The sequence below is a fragment of the Halorubrum sp. SP9 genome (assembly GCF_005435015.1).
GTDB classification, from domain to species: Archaea; Halobacteriota; Halobacteria; order Halobacteriales; family Haloferacaceae; genus Halorubrum; species Halorubrum sodomense.
The window spans coordinates 1-262 of record NZ_SGXU01000651.1 but is presented as its reverse complement, the minus strand read 5'-3'; the positions used below and the strand labels follow the sequence as shown (position 1 = coordinate 262).

The following is a 262-nucleotide window of genomic DNA, read 5'->3' as shown; positions in this document are numbered from 1 at the left end:
GGTGGGTCTGCTGGAGCGAGGTGTACACGCGCTTGCGCTCGGCGGAGGTGAGCTCGGGGACGGACTTGTCCTGCTCCCGGGCAGCCACCTGCTCGGCGAGATCGGAGAGGGTGATCGGATCGTCGGCCTGTTTACAGAAGTGGATCACGTATCGGCGGCGGTGGTTGCTCAGCAGGTCGTAAAGCTCGTTTTTTTCCGGAGGCGTATATTTCCGTTGCTCGCTGGTCGACACGCTACGTCACCTCCAGCGATATCCGCGTCC

Annotated in this window: 1 pseudogene; it reads right to left on the bottom strand. The window is 62.2% G+C overall.

Annotated elements, in window-relative coordinates:
* Positions 1-232: pseudogene (locus EXE45_RS18890) on the bottom strand (hypothetical protein); the annotation flags it as partial.
* Positions 233-262: the final 30 nt, after the last annotated feature.